The sequence below is a fragment of the Pseudomonas capeferrum genome (assembly GCF_013523055.1).
In the GTDB taxonomy this organism is placed as follows: domain Bacteria; phylum Pseudomonadota; class Gammaproteobacteria; order Pseudomonadales; family Pseudomonadaceae; genus Aquipseudomonas; species Aquipseudomonas capeferrum_A.
On sequence record NZ_JAAMQM010000003.1, the window covers coordinates 219456 to 235065 of the forward strand.

Sequence of the window (15610 nt, forward strand, 5' to 3'; positions counted from 1 at the left end):
CACTCTCTTCAAGAACCAAACGAAACACCAGCCGCTTCAGTAATATCGTTAATTGCGGTGGACTCTATGCCCTTACAACCGAATACAGTCCGGGCCGCACAAAGCAATTTGCTCCTGGTCCGAATCCTAGCCTTTTTTGTTGATTCGATACTGCCGAGGTTCAGCACATGGTAAATCAGCGTTTCGCAGCTTGAATACGTGAGACTGTTTTCACGCTATCTCAGCTGCGACCGGAATCTCACTTACTCCGGTCGCAGGCTTCTCTTCTTTGCTCATACAGGTCAGCAGTGCCTGGATAGCTATTTGACGGCATCACTGATGTGCCGACTGTTAACATCTTCCGGACTCTCGGATCCTGCCGAGTCTGCGGAACGCAGATGCGGACAACCGCCTTGCATCTGGCGAGCCTTCAGGGCTGAAAATGGGCAACCCTTCGTTTGAGCATTTCGGGTCTTCAGTCGGCGCTCCTCGAAGGTGTCTAGAGGATCCGGCAGGACCTTTTCACCGAACCAAAAGAACCAAGCGGTCAGCTTCCTAAGCACAGCAGTTCCTAAAGCTGACGGCCGCTTTATCGAAAAGGCTTTCAGCACGTGCTCTGGGTAAAGGGACGCGATCCACTTGTAGACCAAAGGATGCAGAATCTTCGGGAAGTAGCGATCGGCAAACTGACTCATGATAGCTTCAGCTGCAGGTGGCCCTATTTTGTGAGATGGGACCTCTTCGGCCTCCCACTTGTCCATGAATTCCATGATGCCATCAAACGAATCGGGGAACCCGATTAGCTCTTCGCCTGTGCCTGCGTTACGAAATACTTTAGACATGTTTGTCCAGTAGTGAACCGCAGCCAATTTCTCTTTATCGGAAAAGCCAGGTAGACCTACTCGACGAAGAAGCCTATGCATACCCGCAGCTTCATAACACAAAGTATAAATATAGGTGTCATTGCGGCTAAAACTTTCTGAGAATTTTTTAGCGTAATGCTCATGAAGCTTATTAATGGACTCGACGTTCTTCAACGTTAGTTCATGTGATGATCCGTAGTTCCACCAAACCTGCATTTTCCAAGACGTATCGTCAGCCCTCGCGTCTCGGCGACTTAGAATCTTCCCTGAGCCTTCATCAAACAATGGCAGGGCATCGAGTTCACGCACAAAGAAGTGAGGAAACGTGACAGTGTAAATCAAGTTCATGATGAAATCGTTGGGCCGATAGGCGGATGACAGCTTCCAGATCTCATCAAAGTCGGTGGTAGGATCAAGGCTATTGATGCGCTTAGCAATCCACTTTCTAGGCATGTTCAAGACCCCATCTTGTTATTGTGTTGATGTTTTAAGTGACTCCCAGTAGATGCTATGCCTCTCAGACCTACGTGTCATTAGACGCCGAATACAAATTTTTCCGAAAATATCGTACTAAGGCACAGGAGATGCTAGGAAGGATTAGTCGCGCGGTTTGAGGTCAAGCAATGTCAGTGCGCAGCTCAATGAAAAATCAAATTCCTTTATCGGTTTGCCCAGGATATCTTCAACAGCTTGCAGTCGATACACAACCGTATTTCGATGAATGCCTAGACTCTCCGCAGCATGCAGTAAGCTATTTCCTGAAAGCAGATAACTCTTGAGAGTTTCTCTATAACTCTCGATTTTTTGGTCAGTGCTTGCCAATTCTCCCAGCGTAGATTTTACAAACCAGTCTGTAAGCTCTTTATTCCTGATGAAAATCGCCGTAGCAGCGTGCGTAGGCCATTGTAATACCCTGCCGACTGAGTACTGCTTTCCTACCTCCAACAATGCACGAGCTTGTACGTGAGATCGCCTGAAGCCCTCGATGCCCCTGACGGTCTCCCCTAAGCAATAAATCCCGATCTCAGCGGACTTTAAAGAAGTAGTCAAATTTGAAATTTGCTTTTTTAATGGCGGAGTACCGGTTGCAATCCAAAGCCATGCTCCATCTGCCTGAGGCAAGTGAACCAAGCTAGAATTTGAAATAAGCTCACCGATGGCTCTCTGGGTATATTTATTAGCTTTAGAAGCAGCACGAGCTGAAGAGATTATGATGGCAGTGTAAAACTTATCAGGATCCACCCCTAGATTACTCTTAAAAGCCTCGACCACTTCTGACCCCATAGACGAACCGCCTTCTATAAGCTCTTCCACTAGTCTTCGCTTCGAAACAAGAGACTCTTCCAGCAATAACTCTTTTTCGGCTAGGCAACCCTCAAAGAAATCTTTAACTGCATCATCAAATACCAGCGCCAACATCATAACCAACTGCGAGATATTCTGGCGCTCAATGGATATATCTAAGGAGTCCAAAATCTCCTTAGTCCAGAGCCCCTGCGTCTCTCTTATGCCTTGAACAATGCTTTCAAAATATACATCCATGCGCACTGCCTTATATGCCATCGCACGCATAGATTCAGACAACCCGACATCAGCATCGTGACCCGACATCCTGACGAGCAGTTGCAACATCAGAAGCTCAAGACTCTTAAGAACCTCCATGTCAGGGAAGCTATCAAGGTATGAAAACTTTGATTTAGCCACAGCCAGTGAGCGCTGAGACAACTCTAGCCCCCATGCAACTTCTTTCTCACCAACCTTGGAAATAGCAAGTTCCAGAACTACCGGCGCAACAAGAGCTTGGCTTAACACCTGATCTGCCCTGCACGATGGTAGAAAATAAGCGAAGACAGATTTCAAGTTTTCCATGTAATCCCCGATCAATCGAGAGCCAAACACTGCAGGTTTCGATTTCATAGTCATCAGGAATAGTATAGCAGCTTGGAGCGTAGACATGCCGAAGCTCATGCAGCTGAGCTTTCGGCGCCGTAAAAGTCAAAAGCAATCGAATGCTCTGGCATTCGATTACCTTGTTTATGCCTGCGCTTTCACTTGTTGGCGACCCGCCTATCCAAGCTAGAACATATGCAACCAGCGCAAGGTTATAGAGTTCTCTACCTTAAACCTATTTTCCACGCTTGACTCGCGATAGGCTGTAACAAAGAACTTATCTTTATCAAGGTCAACCACTAGACCAGGACCAAAACCGAGCGTTTTTTCTTTGGAGTCTGAAATACTATGCCCGTTTATCTGGTGGTCTGTAATTTGCTTCAGGTAATAACCGCTGACACCGACGGTGAGATAATCATTAACTTTGTAACCAACATTATAGTTAATCGATGCACTCTGTCCGGCTTGCGTATCATCAACACCCTCGTCGAGAGGGAGACTGCTCGCTGGGTCATTGTTCTTGAAATTGTAGTAATACTGAGGCCGGAGACTAATCGACCACTTGGGGCTGAGCAGAAATGTCATCGCCCAGTATGTGTGAATGGACCAGAAATTGTTGCCAATATTAAAGTCTTTATCGTTGTCGTATTTTCCAACTGGCATTGTCACGCCGGCATTCAGTCGCGAAACAAAGAACGGATTCCCATTTATTGTAACTGGGTCATACTGAACGAACAGCGATACCGTTGGATCGCCCAACCCAAATCCATTATCCTTGAGTTTTACCCCTGGAAATGGTGGCGCATTCTGAAAGCTTGCATCCAACGAAGCCATCGGCACGATCACATCAACGCCAGGGTGACCACCCAAGATCTTTTGGTCTGTTTTAAACAGATAACTGTACTGACTGATAACGGAATAGACATCCATTTTGGGGTCATTAAAAATTGGAATGTCTTTTCCATCACCATCTTTTATGCCTTTATTGTGAGCATATGAAATATACGTCTGCCAGGCACTGTCTCCCGGTTGTCCCCCAAAGCCGTCATAGAAGCTTGTTGCTCCTAAATTCAAACCAGTAGGAAGCGTAACAGTGGGCTGGACAGCGAGCGCCTTGCTTACATCAAAGGCAACAAGTCCAGTCGCAGCTATCGCTGCAAGTGCATAACTACGCATAACTTTAGCCATCATCACGAACCGCCTTATTTTTATTTGAACGGAATTAAGTGCGAGCAGATTAATTGAAATTCTGCCTCAAGCAACCTGTCGAATTATTTGAAATAAATTTCACTTGCCAATCTAGCGAACTCTCGCTGGGTCTAACCTCTTGATACCGAAAAGCGGAGCCGCCGCTCCCCGCTTTCTCAGAAAAATCTTCTCAGAACGGATAGTTGTGACCTGCTTGCTGCCAAGTTACCCAGTGAGCTCTGGTGAACTCGTCGATGGCATAGCTTCCGTTGAATCGACCTAGGCCAGAGTTTTTCTCCCCTCCAAAGGGCGCGTTGGGCTGGTCATCGATGGTGATGTCGTTTATATGCGTAATGCCTGCAACGATACCGCTTGCGAAGCGCAAGCCGCGATCCATGTCTCGCGTAAACACAGCGCTCGAAAGCCCAAACTCGCTGGAGTTAGAGAGCTCCAAAGCATGCTCTTCGTTTTGAGAAATGACCAAAGGCATGATCGGCCCGAATGTTTCGTCGTATGCCAGCTCGTGATGTGGTGCTACCCGTCCATAAACATGTGGTGGAAGAACCAAGCCTGATGCAGCTCCGCTATGGAGGCACTCAAGACCATCGCGGTTTGCTCGGGTGATTTTGTTGAGCAAACCAGTCAGTTGGCTCTGGCTCACAACTGGTCCGATCACCGTTTCAGCCAGGTTAGGGTCACCCACAGAAAGCTTCTGAACTCGCTCCACTACGAGGGCGGCAAAGTCGTTATAGATCTTTTGATCAACGATGACCCGATTGACACTCATGCAGACTTGGCCCTGATGCAGGAAGCGACCCACCACTGCCGCATGGGCTGCGGCCTCGATGTCGGCGTCGTCCAATACGACCAGTGGAGCGTTACCACCAAGTTCGAGGGCTACGCGCTTGATGTATTTTCCGCCGACAGCAATGCGCCCCACACTGCGGCCGATGTCTGTCGATCCTGTAAACGAAATCAAGCTTGGAACGGAGTGTTCTACGAAGGCATCACCGATTTCGGAACCGGCGCCAACAATCACGTTTACCACCCCTGGCGGGAAGCCAGCTTCCTCGAACAGATGAGCTATCAAAAGGCCACCAGTGATAGCCGTATCGCTAGCTGGCTTCAAGACTACGGTATTGCCTAATGCGACCGCTGGCACGACTGAGCGCATGCTGAGATAGAGCGGGAAATTCCAGGGGCTGATGACGCCTATGACTCCGAGCGGCTCACGAAATACGAAGCTTTGCTTCCCCGGTTTATAGCTGGTAAGGACTTTACCTTCCACCTGGTACGGGAGAGTGGCGCTTTCACGAACCATGCTAATCGTATGGAAACACTCAAAGGTTGCTTTTCCACGGGTACTGCCTGACTCGCGAATAAGCCAGTCAATAATTTCATCGCTACGGGACTCCATGACCGAAGCCAAAGCATTCACCAGCGCAACACGCTCAGCAGGAGCTACCTTCGCCCACTGCTGCTGAGCCTGCTTCGACCCTTGATAGGCCTCATCAAGGTCCTGTACAGATCCAAGCTGCATGTCGAGCAACTGCTCATTGTTATAGGGGTTGCGGTCGTCGAGACGACGTTCCGAGCGTCCCATGCTCCAATTGCCGTTGATAAATTGCTGGCCGGTGATTTTGTACGGAAGCAGTGTCGGCTTATTCATTTCTAACAACCTTCCTATCGATGATTTGGTTACGGAGTGTTCGAGATCAGACACCTTGGGCTTGATGCTCAGCGAGGCTGTCCTGTGCCGGCTCAGGTTTTTTTTGATACGCGCGCGTGAGAGAGCCCGAAATGGCACCGAAAATTTGGCGGGTCGCATAGGACCAGAGGGCAGAGAGTTGTGGGGTTCCCGCTGTAAGGGCTGCTTGTCTGGAGGCCCTCGCCAAAGCTGCGCCCAATTGCCAGGCAAGGCTGTGCAGAAGCAACGGGGCCACGAGTATCGCGACAAGTTTGAGAGGCTGGAGCAAGGCCTTCCCTAGCTCGCAAGAGGGGCTGCTAAGGTCGGCAGGCAGAGCTTGGCTCATGAATGGGTACCTAGCACCTCAAGGTGATTTTTGTAAGAATTAGTGCAATACGATAATTACGCTTTTTTTGATCCGCGTCAACATAGTTATCCCATTAGGATAGTTTTTGCTTTATTGGCGAGCGGCGGTTTCCCTGTACACTCCGCTGGTACTAGCCAACAACAGGTTTGGAGGAGATTCGCAGTGCGGCATGAGTCCAGTGACACCTCAGATAGAGGACCCGAGGAAGGAAAATCGGGCTCGCTGAATCGCTTAATGCTTCTGCTTGAGCTTTTCAGCAGAGAGGGAAAAAGTCATTGGTCAGTAGACGAAGCGGCCATCGAGCTAGGGCTTTCGGCTAGCCATACATACCGTTATTTCCGCACCCTCTCCGGCGCTGGCTACATCAGCGCCTTCACCCCTGGGCGCTATGTACTCGGCCCTGCAATCATCGCGCTGGATAGGAAAATGCGGACAGGCGATCCGATGATTCAGGCGGCCCGATCACTGATGAATGAAATTCTTGTGCCTGTTCCAGCAGGCTGCATCGCAATTCTGTGCCGATATTTCCAAGGTCAGGTCATGTGCGTTCATGAGGAGTTCACCACTCGCTTCCAGCACGAGGTTAGCTACGAGCGCGGACTTCCACGGCCTCTATACCAAGGCGCGGCATCGAAGGTCATTCTTGCTCACCTCCCTCTGCGACAGGTGAAAGCCTTCTATGAGGAGGTACCGAAGGAGTTCGAGCGCTTCCACCTAGGTGCAAACTGGTCCGAATTGAAGCAGGCGTTACGAGCACTCAGGGAGCAACAGGCTGTGATCACTTCAGGCGAGTTGGGCAGCAGTGCGGCTGGCATTTCGGCGGCGATCTTCGATGACAAACGGGTGATCGGAAGCATAAGCCTCGTAGTACCAGCAGCCCTAGCATCTGATGAGGTGAAAGCTCAGTTGGCTCCCGTAGTAGCTGCTGCGGCTCAGACAATGAGCAACACGATGGCTGCTCTGGCGGCGAACTCTCTCTGATTAGTCCTTCATAGCAAGGTCGGCAGTGCGGGGCAGCGGCCGTGCGCCGGAGTACTACCGGTATCACAACCGAACAGACATCGGGTGCTGCGCTGTTCCACTAGAAGCTTCAAAGCACATCCCAAGTGTAGCTGAAGATGATCCGATACTCGTCTATGTCAGTGCGATAATTCGAGCGCGCAGCCGCGTTCCGAAGGCGAATACCCAATCCCTGAAGTGAGCCGCTCTGCACCACGTAAGAGAGATCAAGGTCTCGCTCTGTGTCCTTCCCTTCATAGCCTCGCCCGGTCTTCACATTGTCGCCGGTCCGTAGCGCGCGGTAAGCGCTAGGCCCGGGATACCCACTGCGACGAAGTCGTAGCGGTACTTGAGCTGATACGAGATTTCGTCGGTAAACGAAAAGTCGTAAGTGGGCAGTTCATTGCTCAACGGTGCAATATTTGCGAACACGCGCGGGAAAGCCGTTTCACCGAACATCCACTGGTAACCCAACGAGAATGTATGACCTGCCTTCGTTGCGGAAACCATGCCATGAAGCGCCCGGTTGTCCACATCGCCGATCAAATGGGCGCCGTCTTCAACCGCATCATAGAGCCCGAGAATGCCTGCCAATGACCAAGAGCCCAGAGAGCCTTTATGCTCAACCCCGAGGTACGTCTGGAGATAAATGTCCTCCAACTGGCCTATCCATCCGCTCAGTGTCGTTCTGTTGCCGTTGAACGTGTAATCCCCACCAACATAATTAAACGCATCGCTGCTGGCATTGCGTTGAGGGATGTGTGCTCCCGTCGATTTGGCCACCGGAGTCGACCAGATCTTGCCATCAACGCCCGGTGTTCTCTTCCCTCTGTTTTCCGTCACTCGTTTCACGGCCAACATTTTGCCGCTGAACGAGCGAGTCAGCAGTCGCTGCAAGGCTTTCACCTTGCCCCACCTAACCGGCTGTACTCATCGGCGGGGTGGCCGTCATCCTGGACCGGTAGCAATCCAACGCCTACGCGCCCAGGTCCGCTATCCAGCTTTATGCCCAATGTGGCTGTAGCGTCGACGCCCAAACCAAGGCTGCCAGGCGTATAGCCCGACTTGAAGTTGAAAATGAAGCCCTGAGCCCATTCTTCCGCCTTCGAGCGCTCCGTACCCCTGATATCGGAGTAGTTGCGTTGGAAGTAGTAGTTTCGGGTTTGTAGTGTTGCCGTGGCTTCGGACAGAAATGCCGGCGCGTCGCCGGCGATGCAGCGCTCAGCAAGGCAAAGCGCTGCCAGCAAGGTAGCGCATCTCGCGTTCATGAGTTCACTCGTTATTGTTTTTGTAAGACGAGAATTTCAAAAGACAACCCGCGGAGGTCGGACTCGATCTCCGCGGGCTTGATTCAGATCACCGCGTCATAAAGCCAGCTCAGCCCGTCGTAAGCCTGTTCGGCCGTACGCTTCGCAAGCATTCCATTTCGCAGCTCCGCTACAACTCCCTCTGCGTGGTAGAAGTCACCGTGGACACGGGCCATCACTTGGCACCGTCCGGTTCGCAGATACCGACGAGCCTGGTATTTTTCAAAGGCCCCGGCATACCAACCATTGGCCCTGGACATTTCATCGGCGAGTACAACTGCGTCTTCCATGGCCATGCAAGCGCCTTGTGCCAGGTACTGCAGCATTGGGTGAGCAGCGTCACCTAGGAGTACGCTCCGCCCCGAGCACCACTGCTTGACCGGCTGACGATCACACAACACCCACATGCGCCAGCTGTCGATTTTGGACAGCAAGGTCTGCACCGTTGGGCAGGTACCGGCGAAGCGTTTGATCAACTCCTCACGATCACCCTCGGTGTTCCACCCTTCGACATATTTATCACTGTGGAACACCGCCACCAGGTTAAACAGTTTTCCACCTCGCAGTGGGTATTGAACCAAGTGGCACTTCGGCCCCCCCCAAAGAATCATGGCATTTCGGCGGAACTCGACCGGCACATCCTCAATAGGCAGGACCGCTCGGTAGGCGATATGGCCGGATACGACCGGGGCGCCATCACCTACGATTCGTTCCCTTACTTTGGACCACAGGCCATCCGCGCCAATTAGGGCGCTAGCCTGGAAAGGCTCGCCTTTATCAGTGAAAACGCTCACGGAGGTCCCGGTGTCCTCGTAGCTTACGACCTTCGTCGCGCCCTGAAATTGAACCAACTCTGATTCACGGCAGGCCTCCAGCAGAACGCTGTGCAGGTCGGCACGATGGACTAGGGAATACGGATACTTGAAACGGTCGCGGAAGGCGGCGCCTGTTGGGATTGAAGTGATCTGCTTTTCGGTAACGCCATCCATAAAGATCAGGTCGTCGGGCAGCACCGCCAACTCGGCTACCTTATCGGCGATACCCAGCGTCTCCAGCACACGATAGCCATTTGGGCCTACCTGGATGCCCGCGCCTACTTCACGAAATTCATTCGCCTGCTCAATCAAAAGTGATGCGATACCTTTCTGCGAGAGGGCGAGAGCGGCCGCCAGGCCTCCGATACCTCCACCGACGATAACGACTGGATTGGCCTGAGTCATGACTGCACTACATCAACGCTCAACTGGCCAATGTTGTCGATGCGAGCATTGATTCGATCACCGGCAACAATGGGTGCCACGCCTTCCGGAGTGCCTGTGAACAGCAAGTCACCCGGCTCCAGGGTGTAGTACTGGGAAGCGAACTCGATCAGCTCAGCTACATCCATGATCAGGTCACTGGTATTAGCGTGCTGTCGCTTTTCGCCGTTGATGTCCAGGACCATTTCCAGAGCATGCGGATCGGACAGCTCATCTGCAGTAACCAACCAAGGGCCAAGGACGGTGTAGGTGTCCAGAGACTTGCGCAGGCTTCGCTCTTCCGGACCACGGATAGTGATATCCAAGCCGATGCTGTAACCAGCAACGTAGGAAAGTGCATCACGAGCGCTGACATTCTTAGCGCGTTTCCCAATTACTGCTACCAACTCGATCTCATGATCGGTACGGCGTTCAGGCAAACCGATGACGACCTGTTGGCCGGCGCCGATCAGCGAGCTCGTCGCTTTCAGGAAAAGGCCAGTTTCCTGAATCTTCCTGACGTTCGCACGTGTGAAGGTCGCTGGATCAGCGATCGCCTCGTCCAGGTGCGCTTGATAATTCACCGGCGCTGCGACGATTTTTCCAGGATTCGCCACGGGGCTAAGCAGTGTTACCTCGTTCAAAGGGAAGGACGATGCACCTTCTCTCAACCGAATAATTTCCGGCGTCAGCTGCTCTAGGTTGGTAATCAGCGCGTCGGTCTGGGGATAGGGATAGCCCGAGGTCGGCAGCTGACGCAGTGCTTCAGAAACATCGTAAACGGTGTTGGCTTCGACGAGTCCGAGGCGATTGTCGTTAAAAAAGCAGAGTTTCATATTTACTCCTGGTTTTTTTCATCAGGGTGGTTTGTCTCGCTGCGCCAGAAGCCCAAATGCTCTTGCAGCGGTCGATCGGAGAAGCTGAACAGCACGCATCGCTCGTCTGTTTCAAATGAGCGCCATGCCCAGCCCGGAATCACGAACACATCGTCCTTGCAGGCAGTGAATTCTTGATCGCCAACTTGCAAGCGCAGGCTCCCTTCCACGACGCAGCAAACGGCGCCATCGGTTTCGCGGAAACGCTGACCGCTAAAGCCCGCAGGGAACATCTGCATGAATGCCCCCATAGAGCGAATCGGCGATAGGCCGTTGGTGGGATTGGTGAACATCAACTTGATGCCCGAGCACTCGTCCACGTCCTTAGCGAGCGAAAGTTGTTCGAGAGCTGCGAGTGTTCGGGTGTACGGGTAGTGGAACAGCGGGCTGACAGGTCCCGACGGCTCATCGTTAACGGGACGCAGACCCGATGCAAAACGAGCGCTCGCATCACCCGTTGGATGGCTCAAAGCCTGGCGGGTTTGTGGATCGTCAGCTGAAAAGCCGGCGTTAAGAAGTTGCACCACTGGCACATCAAGGCCATCCAGCCACATGACCGGGTCGTCACCTTCGGCGCCGTGGTCGTGAAACACGTTGGTAGGGGTGATCACGAAATCCCCTGGGTGCATCATGACTTTCTCGCCACGAACCGTGGTGTAGCCGCCTTGCCCACTGAGAATTAACCTGAGCGCAGAGGCCGTATGTCGGTGGCTCGGCGCAACCTCGCCAGGCAGAATCATCTGGATCCCGGCGTACAACGATGATGTGGCCTGCGACTTGCCGCGACGTGAAGGGTTTTCAAGCACCAGCACACGTCGCTCCGCATCCTCAGCAGAGATAACTTCGCAGGCCATTTTCATGTTCTGGCGGATGGTGTCGGCTCTCCAAACGGCGACATCATCGACCTGCTTGGGCTCACGCGGAGTGAGTCCTCTGAGCACCTCCCAGAGGGGGGTCATGTTGTCGCTCGCGATCAGTTCCCTGAATGCAGAGGTGGTCATGGGGTATCTCCTTTAACTTGCTGTGGAAAAATCAGTCCGCGGACAGTCCGTGTTTGCGCTGAAGCTTGGGCTGGGCGATATGGCGGCGAAACAACTGCAGCGCGAAGAAGGCCAGAACCATCATGGCGGCGAGGAAGCCGAAGAACCGTGCGCCTGAAAGGCGTCCACTGCCCGTGATCAAGAAGGGGGGCAATGTCCACGACTGGTAATGCACGCTGATTCATGGCAAGCAGTCCAAGGCTGGTTTTTGTTATTTTTACCGCTAAACGATAATTGTGCGTTTTTTATTGTGTTCCAACAAAATTACTTCATTAGGATAATTTTGTCTTATCCCGAGGTGACCCCTTTGCTTGTACACTCGGGTTTTTCACTTCAGAAGCAACGCGAAAAGGGGTTGGCGGTGAGTCGGCAGCAGCAGATCGATGTGCCAGGAAAACCACTCGAAGAAGGCAAAGGCAGCTCTCACGACCGCCTGATGCGTTTGCTTGAGCTCTTCAGTAGTGATGGGAAAAATGACTGGTCTGTAGACGAGGCGGCGGTCGAGCTTGGCTTGTCGGCTAGCCACACCTACCGCTACTCCCGTACGCTCTCGGGTGCGGGCTACATCAGCGCATTCACACCTGGACGCTATGTTCTTGGCCCAGCCATCATTGCTTTGGACAGAAAAATGAGGACTGGCGACCCGATGATTCAGGCCGCCCGAGCGGTGATGAATGAAATGCTCTCCTCGGGGCCGGACGGCTGCACAGCGATACTGTGCCGCTACTACCGAGAGCAGGTGATGTGCGTGCACGAGGAATTCAAAACTCGTTTCGCTCAAGAGATCAGCTACGAGCGCGGACTGCCAAGGCCCCTCTACCAAGGCGCGGCGTCCAAAGCCATCCTCGCCCATCTGCCCCTGCGGCAGGTCAAAGCCTACTACGAAGATGTACCCGCTGAATTCCAACGTTTCCACTTAGGCTCGAACTGGACCGAGGTCAAACAGGCCCTACGTCGTCTGAGATCGCAGCAAGTAGTTATGACGGCAGGCGATCTAGGCCACAGCGCGGCGGGGATCTCAGCGCCCATCTTCGATGACAAACGAGTCATTGGCAGCATTAGCTTGGTAATCCCAGTGGCAGCAGCCTCGGATCAACTGAAGGACAGACTCGCTCCCGTGGTCGCAGCTGCGGGTCATACCATGAGCCGGGCGATGGCCGAGCTGGCGGCTCACTCAGCTTGAATAGCTGATCGCAGCCAAGCTCAATCACTTATTCAGGAAACAGCCAAGGCTCGCTCAGCCGCCGGCGCAGCTCGTAAGCCCTGACGTCATTTGCGTGTTCCAGAGCAACGCTGATTTCATCCAATCCTTCTAGCAGGCATTTTTTGCGGAAGGCATCGATCTCGAATATGTCGACTTCACCATCTGGACTCACTACCCGCTGTCCCAGCAGATCAACCGTCAGCGTGAGGGGCAATTCTGCTTCTGCCAGGTCAAACAACTGGTCAACACGCGACTTGGCTAATACGACTGGCAGAAGTCCATTTTTAAGGCAATTGCCCTGGAATATTTCCGCAAAACTGCTGCTTATCAAGACCTTGATTCCGAAGTCACGCAAGGCCCAAGGGGCATGCTCGCGACTTGAACCGCAGCCGAAGTTATCGCGGCATAGCAGTATCTGCGCGGATCTGAACGAGGCCTTGTTGAGCACGAAGTCCTTGGCGAGAGGACGAAGGGAGCAGTCATCTCCCGGCTGGCCTTCGTCCTCATAACGCCAGTTGTCGAACAGATAATCTCCATAGCCATACTTGCTGATGAGCTTCATGTACTGCTTAGGCAGGATGGCGTCGGTATCCACATTGGCCCGATCAAGCGGGGCCACTACACCGCTGAACGTCTCAAAATTTTTCAACGCTGAAGTCTCCGTGCTCATAAGGTTCGAGGGTCGACAAAGTGACCCGCCAGAGCTGCTGCCGCAGCGGTAACCGGGCTGACGAGATGTGTCCTTCCACCTTGGCCTTGTCGGCCTTCGAAGTTACGATTCGATGTGGAAGCACAACGCTCACCTGGCAACAATCTGTCCTCATTCATGCCAAGACACATCGAACATCCTGGCTCTCTCCATTCGAATCCAGCATCGCTAAAGACTTTGTCCAAGCCCTCAGCCTCTGCCATCGCCTTGACCGCCTGGGAGCCGGGCACTACCAAAGCTTGGCGAATGCGCTTGGAGATCTTCCGACCCTCGACGATGCGTGCAGCTGCCCGAAGGTCTTCCAGTCGTGCATTTGTGCACGAGCCAATGAAAATCTTGTCAAGCTCCACGGCTTGGATCTGGGTACCTCCTTGCAATCCCATGTACTTCAGGGCATGAACCATGGCTTGGCGAATGCTCATATCAGGTTCATCTAGGGGGTCGGGAATTTGACCCGTCACATCGCATGTCATTTGCGGAGATGTACCCCATGAAACCTGCGCAGTAATCTCGCGGGCATCTAAGCGAAGCGTCTTGTCGAAAATAGCTCCCTCATCGCTGCGAAGGCCGCGCCAGTACAGACACGCTGCATCCCACGCTTCACCTTTAGGGGCGTATGAGCGACCGTGGAGATAGGTCAGAGTGGTTTCATCTACACCGATGAGGCCGACACGGGCGCCGGCCTCAATGGCCATGTTGCACAGGGTCATACGCGCCTCCATCGACATTCCCCGTACGGTCGAACCGCTGAACTCGATCGCATAACCCGTGGCACCAGCAGTCCCGATCTTTCGAATTATGAACAGTGCCAGATCCTTGGCCGTTACACGCCATGGCAAGGTACCCTCGATCTGGATGTTCATGGTCGCCATACGGGAGACAAGTAAGCACTGCGTGGCCAGTACCTGTTCGATCTCAGAAGTACCAATACCAAAAGCCAGCGCAGCAAATGCACCGTGCGTGCTGGTATGGGAGTCGCCACAGACAATAGTCATGCCTGGTAACGTGGCACCCAGTTCGGGTCCCGTTACGTGAAGAATGCCCTGGCCATGCTCACCGAGACGGTACTGCTTCAGGCCGAACGTCTCGCAGTTTCGCTCCAACGTTTGTACCTGAGTTCTCGCTAATGGATCGCGAATTCCCATCTCCAGCTCACGAGTTGGGACATTGTGATCGGAGGTAGCAATCACTGTGTCTCCCCGCCAGGGGCGGCGGCCAGCGACGGATAATCCTTCGAAAGCCTGGGGGCTCGTAACTTCATTGACCAAATGACGATCAATGTAGAGCACGGCCGAGCCGGCCGGCCCTTCCCGTACGGTATGGGCATTCCATAGCTTGTGGAGTAGTGTTTTGGGCATTATTGAAACTTCCAGGTATGGGCGCTTGTGTTCACGAAGGTTGGCCACCTCCAGCTGCTGGACTGCTGATCGGTGCATGCTCAACGATTATCGCTTCAGCGTGATTTGCCGTGTAAGTGTTGGGGCTTCGAGTAATGCGGATAACCGAAGCCATGGACCATCGGTCCTATTCAGCTCGTTACGACTGATGGCCCCATCTAACCCCTTTCATCGAAAGGGGGATCAAAGTCACGCGCGGTGGCGGCACCCCAATTCCTCCGGTAATCAACACGTATCTCATAGCGCCGTCGCTCAATGGCAGCGAGTTTCCATGACTGGTGATCTGAACCTCATCACCTGGAAGCAGGCACCACATATAGGCAGAGCCACCACGACTTTGCGGTCCAAGTTTTACCGCAATCGTCAGGACCTGAGCTTGAGGATCGTACTCCACGACCGAATACGTTCGGCTCAAGGTGAACGGCTCATTCGGAACTGCAAAAATCACATGGCTCCCGGTTTCGAGATCAAGCTTGCGATCTAGCTGAAAGCGTAAGGCGTTGATATCTAAGGCAGAGTAGAACGTATCAATGACTCGCGCGGCCACGTCCTTCCCTTCTGTCCTCAACGTTTGAGTCGGAGCTGCTCGGGTTCCAGGGGGTAGATTGGATGAGACACAGGCTGCTTCTCCTGCACATGCGGAGCGATCAGAATTATTGCCAGGCGACAATAATGCTAAAAAAAACCTATATCAAGACAAATTATCCTATTGAGATAATTGTGCGTTTTCTGCTTAACTCGGATTCGGACCATGACGGCTGGTCTGTCGTGATGGGATGTCAGTTGCCTCGCCATCGATGCGCGCCTTCATCGTCGGCGTCAGCGCGCACGATAGAGAGACGTCATAAGGCCACACAGCCAGGGGGA

The 15610-nt window shown here is 53.0% G+C and carries 14 protein-coding genes and 1 pseudogene; 2 read left to right on the plus strand and 13 right to left on the minus strand.

All coding sequences use genetic code 11. The features are described from left to right. Positions 1–8: 8 nt before the first annotated feature. The 5 genes from G7009_RS27995 to G7009_RS04970 all read right to left on the minus strand — a co-directional run bounded on the left by G7009_RS27995 (position 9) and on the right by G7009_RS04970 (position 5589). A complete protein-coding gene (locus tag G7009_RS27995; protein ID WP_308813310.1) occupies positions 9–167 on the minus strand; it encodes a TetR/AcrR family transcriptional regulator in 159 nt (52 codons plus the stop codon). Positions 168–299: 132 nt separating this feature from the next. Then, a complete protein-coding gene (locus G7009_RS04955) occupies positions 300–1295 on the minus strand; it encodes a hypothetical protein (protein ID WP_181128899.1) in 996 nt (331 codons plus the stop codon). Positions 1296–1439: 144 nt separating this feature from the next. Further along, positions 1440–2798, minus strand: coding sequence for a PucR family transcriptional regulator (locus G7009_RS04960; protein WP_181128900.1), 1359 nt, complete (start codon positions 2796–2798; stop codon positions 1440–1442). Positions 2799–2918: 120 nt separating this feature from the next. After that, positions 2919–3923 (minus strand): SphA family protein, encoded by a 1005-nt coding sequence (locus G7009_RS04965; protein WP_181128901.1) that lies wholly within the window; start codon positions 3921–3923, stop codon positions 2919–2921. A 187-nt stretch (positions 3924–4110) separates the two neighbouring features. Continuing rightward, a complete protein-coding gene (locus tag G7009_RS04970) occupies positions 4111–5589 on the minus strand; it encodes an aldehyde dehydrogenase family protein (RefSeq protein ID WP_153375588.1) in 1479 nt (492 codons plus the stop codon). A gap of 547 nt (positions 5590–6136) precedes the next feature. On the opposite strand from G7009_RS04970, the gene G7009_RS04975 reads away from it, so the two are divergent. Further along, the gene (locus G7009_RS04975) at positions 6137–6955 is read left to right on the plus strand and encodes an IclR family transcriptional regulator (protein WP_308813311.1); all 819 of its coding nucleotides are present in this window, start codon (positions 6137–6139) and stop codon (positions 6953–6955) included. Between the two features lie 109 nt (positions 6956–7064). Here the strand turns inward: G7009_RS04975 and G7009_RS04980 are convergent. The 5 genes and pseudogenes from G7009_RS04980 to G7009_RS27475 form a co-directional block, all read right to left on the minus strand. Beyond that, positions 7065–8241, minus strand: a pseudogene (locus G7009_RS04980) (OprD family outer membrane porin). A gap of 83 nt (positions 8242–8324) precedes the next feature. Continuing rightward, complete coding sequence (locus G7009_RS04990; protein WP_181128903.1) at positions 8325–9500, minus strand: 3-hydroxybenzoate 6-monooxygenase; 1176 nt, start codon at positions 9498–9500, stop codon at positions 8325–8327. Beyond that, complete coding sequence (locus G7009_RS04995) at positions 9497–10354, minus strand: fumarylacetoacetate hydrolase family protein (protein ID WP_181128904.1); 858 nt, start codon at positions 10352–10354, stop codon at positions 9497–9499. The genes G7009_RS04990 and G7009_RS04995 overlap by 4 nt, the downstream gene beginning before the upstream one ends. Before the next feature lie 2 nt (positions 10355–10356). Further along, positions 10357–11394 carry a cupin domain-containing protein gene (locus G7009_RS05000; RefSeq protein WP_181128905.1) on the minus strand — a complete coding sequence of 346 codons (1038 nt, stop codon included), beginning with the start codon at positions 11392–11394 and terminating at the stop codon, positions 10357–10359. 31 nt (positions 11395–11425) lie between these two features. Then, positions 11426–11608, minus strand: a complete 183-nt coding sequence (locus G7009_RS27475) for a hypothetical protein (RefSeq protein WP_219856438.1) — start codon at positions 11606–11608, stop codon at positions 11426–11428. On the opposite strand from G7009_RS27475, the gene G7009_RS05005 reads away from it, so the two are divergent. After that, positions 11603–12616 (plus strand): IclR family transcriptional regulator, encoded by a 1014-nt coding sequence (locus G7009_RS05005; RefSeq protein ID WP_219856439.1) that lies wholly within the window; start codon positions 11603–11605, stop codon positions 12614–12616. The genes G7009_RS27475 and G7009_RS05005 overlap by 6 nt on opposite strands. A gap of 28 nt (positions 12617–12644) precedes the next feature. Here G7009_RS05005 and leuD read toward each other — a convergent pair whose 3' ends face one another. The 3 genes from leuD to G7009_RS05020 all read right to left on the minus strand — a co-directional run bounded on the left by leuD (position 12645) and on the right by G7009_RS05020 (position 15290). After that, positions 12645–13286 carry a 3-isopropylmalate dehydratase small subunit gene (leuD, locus tag G7009_RS05010; RefSeq protein ID WP_153375578.1) on the minus strand — a complete coding sequence of 214 codons (642 nt, stop codon included), beginning with the start codon at positions 13284–13286 and terminating at the stop codon, positions 12645–12647. A 17-nt stretch (positions 13287–13303) separates the two neighbouring features. Further along, positions 13304–14707, minus strand: coding sequence for a 3-isopropylmalate dehydratase large subunit (leuC, locus tag G7009_RS05015; protein ID WP_308813313.1), 1404 nt, complete (start codon positions 14705–14707; stop codon positions 13304–13306). A gap of 175 nt (positions 14708–14882) precedes the next feature. Further along, entirely contained in the window at positions 14883–15290 is a 408-nt protein-coding gene (locus G7009_RS05020; protein ID WP_153375573.1) for a hypothetical protein, read from the minus strand. Positions 15291–15610: the final 320 nt, after the last annotated feature.

What these genes read in the sequence shown, in the direction of transcription:
- G7009_RS05000 (WP_181128905.1), bottom strand. Translation starts at nt 11,394, where the DNA reads ATGACCACCTCTGCATTCAGGGAACTGATCGCGAGCGACAACATGACC.
- G7009_RS05005 (WP_219856439.1), top strand. Translation starts at nt 11,603, where the DNA reads ATGCACGCTGATTCATGGCAAGCAGTCCAAGGCTGGTTTTTGTTATTT.
- G7009_RS04960 (WP_181128900.1), bottom strand. Translation starts at nt 2,798, where the DNA reads ATGTCTACGCTCCAAGCTGCTATACTATTCCTGATGACTATGAAATCG.
- G7009_RS04965 (WP_181128901.1), bottom strand. Translation starts at nt 3,923, where the DNA reads ATGATGGCTAAAGTTATGCGTAGTTATGCACTTGCAGCGATAGCTGCG.
- G7009_RS04995 (WP_181128904.1), bottom strand. Translation starts at nt 10,354, where the DNA reads ATGAAACTCTGCTTTTTTAACGACAATCGCCTCGGACTCGTCGAAGCC.
- G7009_RS04955 (WP_181128899.1), bottom strand. Translation starts at nt 1,295, where the DNA reads ATGCCTAGAAAGTGGATTGCTAAGCGCATCAATAGCCTTGATCCTACC.
- G7009_RS04970 (WP_153375588.1), bottom strand. Translation starts at nt 5,589, where the DNA reads ATGAATAAGCCGACACTGCTTCCGTACAAAATCACCGGCCAGCAATTT.
- G7009_RS04990 (WP_181128903.1), bottom strand. Translation starts at nt 9,500, where the DNA reads ATGACTCAGGCCAATCCAGTCGTTATCGTCGGTGGAGGTATCGGAGGC.